This is a genomic window from Spongiactinospora gelatinilytica (genome assembly GCF_003236385.1).
In the GTDB taxonomy this organism is placed as follows: domain Bacteria; phylum Actinomycetota; class Actinomycetes; order Streptosporangiales; family Streptosporangiaceae; genus Spongiactinospora; species Spongiactinospora gelatinilytica.
The window spans coordinates 1-5,053 of sequence record NZ_POUA01000468.1 but is presented as its reverse complement, the minus strand read 5'-3'; the positions used below and the strand labels follow the sequence as shown (position 1 = coordinate 5,053).

Below are 5,053 nucleotides of genomic sequence, written 5' to 3'. Positions count from 1 at the left end.
GCCCCACACCCGGCCGGCACGCCGCCGCGGCGGCCGTATCCGAGGTGGCGGGAGGGATGCCGAGGGTGGCCGCCGCCGCGAAGGCCAGCAGGGCGGTCATCGTCGCCTTCGCCGCGGGCCGGGCCGCTCGGCCCAGGGGACGCCGCCGGCCGGGGCGTTTCGGTGGGGCGGGCGAAGCCGCCCGTACTCCTGCGTCCGCCGCTGCGGGTCTCGGGAGGCTCATGCCACGATGGTTTCCGGGAAACCGGACACCCGGCCCACGGCCATATGAAATCCCCGTGACGGTCCGGGGTCGTGTCATGGCACGGAGCTGACGTGTCAGGATATGACAATGACGACAGCGGTTGCCCCCTCGGCCGATCTGGCCGATCTAACCTTCTGGCGCAGGCCGCCGGCCGCCCGGCACGAGGCGTTCGCCCGGCTGCGGCAGCTTGAACACCCCGTGTTCTTCGCCGAGCGCCGGGTGCCGCTGCTGCGGTCCGGCGCAGGGTTCTACGCGCTGGTCAGGCACTGCGACGTGGTCGAGGCGTCGCGCAACGCGAAGGTGTTCTCCAGCGAGCCCGCCGTCACCAACCCCGAGCCGCCCGGCTGGGTCAAACACGTCTTCGGCGAATCCATGGTGAACATGGACGACCCCCGGCACGCCCGGCTGCGGCGGATCGTCTCACGGGCGTTCAGCCCGAAGATGCTCGCGGGCCTGCAAGGCGACATCGACCGGGCCGCCGCGCGCATCGTGGACGACGTCATCGCCGAGGGCCCGCGCGACTTCGTCCCCCAGGTCGCCGCCAAGCTCCCGATCCACGTCATCTGCGACATGATGGGCATCCCCGGCGACATGCGGGCCAAGGTCCACGACCACGTGGACGTCTCCACCGCCTACACCGGCGTGCGCCCCAGCCTGCTGCGCTCGGCCCGGATGGCCGGGCGCAACATGTTCGCCCTGCTCGCGCTGCAACGGCTGGTGATCAGGCTGGGCCGGGAGCGCGCCGCCGCGCCCGCGGGCGACCTGGTCTCCGCCCTGGTCACGGCCAACGTCGACGGCGAGCGGCTGACCTGGCGGGAGCTCGGGTCCTTTTTCGCGCTGCTGCTGGTGGCGGGCAACGAGACCGCGCGCAACACCATGGCGCACGGCATCAAGCTGCTCACCGACCACCCTGAGCAGCGCGAGCTGCTGACCGCCGACTTCGACGGCCGCATCGGCGGGGCCATCGAGGAGATGGTCCGCCACGTGTCCCCGATCATGCAGTTCCGGCGTACCGTGACCCAGGACTACGACCTGCGCGGCCTGCACCTGAAGCCGGGCGACAAGGTCGTGCTCTTCTACGGTTCGGCCAACCGCGACGAGACCGTCTTTCCCGACCCCGACCGGTTCGACATCACCCGCAAGCCCAATCCGCACGTCGGCTTCGGCGGCCCCGGCCCGCACTTCTGCCTCGGCGCCAACCTGGCCAGACAGGAGATCAGGACGATGTTCCGCGAGCTGCTGACCCGCCTGCCCGGCCTGCGCGCGGCCGGCGAGCCCGAGCTGCTGCTGTCCAACTTCGACAACAGCGTCAGGTCCCAGGGGTTCGCCTTCTAGCCGCGGGGCGCGACTCGCACTCCTCCTCCAGCGGCGGCGCGTCGATCGCGCAGTGCGTGTGCCGCTCGGGCTCGGGCGCCGCCGGATCGGCCAGTACGTTGCCGCGGATCGCCACGAAGGTGATCAGGCCCGCGGCGGCCATCAGCCCGGCGGAGACCAGCATGGTCGTGTGGAACCCCGCGGTGAACCGGGCGGGGTCGGTGTAGGCGGCTCCGGTGAGGCCGGCCAGGGGCGGGAGGGCGGCCACGGCCAGCAGCCCGCCGGTCCGCGCCACGGCGTTGTTGATCCCGCTGGCCACCCCCGCGTATCGCTCCTCGGCCGAGGCCAGCACCGTCGCGGTCAGCGGCGCGACCGTGGCCGACAGCCCGAGGCCGAAGAGCGTGACGGCGGGCAGCACGTCCCGCCAGTACGACGTCCCCGGCCCGATGGTGCTCATCATCGCCAGCGCCCCGGCGCAGGCCAGGATGCCCGCGGTCATCGGCGCGCGCGGCCCGATCCGCTTGGCCAGCTCGCCCGCGTGCGCGGACAGCAGCAGCATCAGCACGGTCAGCGGCAACATGGAGGTGCCCGCGGCGATCGGGGAGAACCCCGCGGAGACCTGGAGCTGCACCACCAGCAGGAACATCACCACGCTCAGCGCCGCGTACATCACCAGTGTCACCAGGTTGATCGAGGTGAACACCCGGGAGGCGAAGATCCCCACCGGCACCAGCGCGCGCGGCGAGCGGCGGATCTCCAGCCAGACGAACGCCGCGCCCAGCGCCACGCCGGCCACCAGCGAGAGCCTGCCCGTGTCCGGCTCGATCAGACCATAGGTCACCCCGGCCAGGGCCAGCGCGGCGAGCGCCGCGCCCAGCACGTCGAAGCGGCCGCCGGCTGAGGTGTCGCGGGTCTCCGGCACGTGCCGTACCGCCACCGCGATCACCGCCGCCGCCACCGGCAGGTTGATCAGGAACACCCAGCGCCAGCCCGCCGTCTCCACCAGCCAGCCGCCGAGCAGCGGCCCCACCGCCGCGGCCACGCCGCCGAGCCCGGACCACGCGCCCACCGCGCGCGGCCGGTCGCCCCTGGCGAAGGACGCCTGGATGATCGCCAGCGACCCCGGCGTGAGCAGCGCGCCGCCGACGCCCTGCAGGGCCCGCGCGAGCACCAGGACCTCGATGTTCGGGGCGATCCCGCACGCGGCCGACGCCAGCGCGAACCAGACGACGCCGATGAGGAAGATCTTGCGCCTGCCGTACCGGTCGCCGAGCGAGCCGCCGAGCAGGATGAGACCGGCGAGGGTGAGGGTGTAGGCGTTGACCGTCCACTGCAGGCCCGCCATGTCGGCCCCGAGCGCCCGCCCGAGCGCGGGCAGCGCGACGTTGACCACCGTGCCGTCGAGCAGCGCCATCCCCGAGGCCAGGACCGTGGTGAACAGCACCCAGCGGCCTGCGGCCGTGCCCAGGCGAAGGTGTCCGTCGCCCGTCTCTCGCTCGCTCATACCGTCATCATCGCTTTTGGGGCACGTCTGCATTCCAGACGGGGGTCTGTCCGAAACCTGTGCCCTCCGCGCGCCTTTCGAAAACCGTGACGGCCTCGCCGTGCGATAACCGGAACGTGCAGAGAATGTTCCGCAGGCGGCGGGAGCCGCCCCCGGTGGGCCCCGGCAGCGACGACGGCGACCTGCTGGCGGCCGTGGCCGCCGGGCAGATGGAGGCGCTGTGCGTGCTGCACCGCAGGCACGCGCCCTGGCTCCGGGCACGCCTGTCCCGCCGCTGCGCCGACGCCGATGTGGTCGACGACGGGCCAAGCCCGGCTGAGGGAGGAACTCGCATGACAGGCGCGGACTGGCACGTACCGCCGGACCTGATGGAGCGCTACGCCGCGGGCCGCCTGGACCCGGCGCTGGTGATGTCGGCGGAGGCCCACGTGGGCGGGTGCGCCCGCTGCCGCGCGGGCGTGCCGTACGACGAGGAGTGGCTGGCCGGTGGCTGGGACCGGCTGCTGGACGAGGTGGACCGGCCCCGGCCGCGCGCGGCCGAGCGGCTGCCGGGCGCGGTGGGCGTACCCGAGCACCTGGCCAGGCTGCTCACCGCCACACCGGCGCTGTCCAGAGCGGGGCTGACCGCCGTGGCGATCGTGCTGGCGCTCGGCGCCACCGCGGGCAAATTCGAGCCCGTCGGCCCTGTGGTGCTGCTGGCGTTCCTGGTGGCGGCCCCGATCGTGCCGGTCGCCGGGATCGCCCTGGCGTACGGCAGGCACGTCGACCCGGTTCACGAACTTCAGGCGGCCACCCCGATGGCGGGCCCGAGGCTGCTGTTCATCCGGGCGGGCGCGGTGCTGGTCACCGCGGTCGCGATGACCGGCGCGGCGACGCCGCTGCTCCCCGGCACTCCCGGCCAGGCCACCGCCTGGCTGCTGCCCGCGCTGGCGCTGAGCGCCGCCACCCTGCTGCTGTCGGCCAGGCTGCCGACGACACTGGCCGCCGGGCTGCCCGGCGCGCTCTGGCTCGGCGTGGTGGTCCCGATGGTGGTCGCGGGCGGCGACCGCCTCCTCCCCTTCACCCCCGCGGCCCAGGCCCTGTACGGCATCGCCGCGGTCCTTTTCGCTTTCGGCTACGCGCGGCACCGCCGCCTGAGTTCAGGATCGACTGGCTGCCCGCGGCGCTGGCCGTGCCGCTGGGGGTGACGTCGTCGCGCTGGCCGGCCCGGGCGAGGACCTCGATCCGGCGACCGCCGTGCTCGTACTGCGCCCGGCCATGCTGCTGATCGCCACCACCGGCGGGTTCGCGCTGGTGGACGCCATGGCGCCGAGCATCGGCGCGGTGCCGGTGGCCCGCTGGGCGCGGCAGTGGCTGCGCACGCTGCTGATCCTCACGGTGCTGGCCGCCGGCTGGGGCGTGGTCGTGGCGGTGGCATCCACACGGCTGGCGGATGGCGCGTCGCTCCCGGTCGCCGGGCTGGCGGCCGAGGCGGTGACATGCGCCCTGTGCGGCCTCGCCGGGGCGGCGGTCGCGGTACGGCACGCCGGGGGCCGGCCCGCCGCGCTGGCGGGGGCGGCGACGATCGGCGCGCTGGGCGTCGCGTCGCCGTTCCTCTCCGGCGACCTGTGGCCATGGCCGCTGCCCGGTGCGGCGAGCTGGGACGCGGTGCACCAGCGCTGGCTGGTGGCCACGGTGGTGCCGCTGGGCGTACTGCTGGCCGCACATCGTGACCTGCGCGGCGGGCGGGTGAGGCCTAGGGCGTGGCGAGCGCCCGCAGCACGAACCCGCTGATCGTCTCCTCGGCCTGTTCGACGGTCACCTCGCCGCTGAGCAGCGGCAGCCGCTCGGCCCCGATCAGCGCGAGGATCATGCGGGCGGTCTGCCGCGCGGGACCGGCGCGGAAGTGGCCGGAGGCGGTGCCGCTCTCGATGATGCCGACCAGGATGTCCTGCATCGGCGCCACGTGGTCGGCCAGCCGCTGGTAGGCGTCGATGCAGGACATCCTGGTC

General features: G+C 74.1%; 4 protein-coding genes and 1 pseudogene. 3 read left to right on the top strand and 2 right to left on the bottom strand.

Annotated features, from left to right (window positions below):
• Positions 1-325: 325 nt before the first annotated feature.
• Complete coding sequence (locus tag C1I98_RS34925; protein WP_111171590.1) at positions 326-1,579, top strand: cytochrome P450; 1,254 nt, start codon at positions 326-328, stop codon at positions 1,577-1,579.
• Here C1I98_RS34925 and C1I98_RS34920 read toward each other — a convergent pair.
• Entirely contained in the window at positions 1,554-3,062 is a 1,509-nt protein-coding gene (locus C1I98_RS34920) for an MFS transporter (protein ID WP_111171589.1), read from the bottom strand. The genes C1I98_RS34925 and C1I98_RS34920 overlap by 26 nt on opposite strands.
• A 116-nt stretch (positions 3,063-3,178) precedes the next feature.
• Here C1I98_RS34920 and C1I98_RS34915 point away from each other — a divergent pair, with 116 nt between their 5' ends.
• The gene (locus C1I98_RS34915) at positions 3,179-4,249 is read left to right on the top strand and encodes a cupin domain-containing protein (protein WP_146607827.1); all 1,071 of its coding nucleotides are present in this window, start codon (positions 3,179-3,181) and stop codon (positions 4,247-4,249) included.
• A 49-nt stretch (positions 4,250-4,298) separates the two neighbouring features.
• Positions 4,299-4,835, top strand: a complete 537-nt coding sequence (locus C1I98_RS34910) for a hypothetical protein (RefSeq protein WP_111171587.1) — start codon at positions 4,299-4,301, stop codon at positions 4,833-4,835.
• Here the strand turns inward: C1I98_RS34910 and C1I98_RS42100 are convergent.
• Positions 4,798-5,053, bottom strand: a pseudogene (locus tag C1I98_RS42100) (TetR/AcrR family transcriptional regulator); the annotation flags it as partial. The gene C1I98_RS34910 and the pseudogene C1I98_RS42100 sit on opposite strands and share 38 nt — an antisense overlap.

Excerpts from the sequence above, each read along its gene's own strand:
- C1I98_RS34925 (WP_111171590.1), top strand. The coding sequence starts at position 326 with ATGACAATGACGACAGCGGTTGCCCCCTCGGCCGATCTGGCCGATCTA.
- C1I98_RS34920 (WP_111171589.1), bottom strand. The coding sequence starts at position 3,062 with ATGAGCGAGCGAGAGACGGGCGACGGACACCTTCGCCTGGGCACGGCC.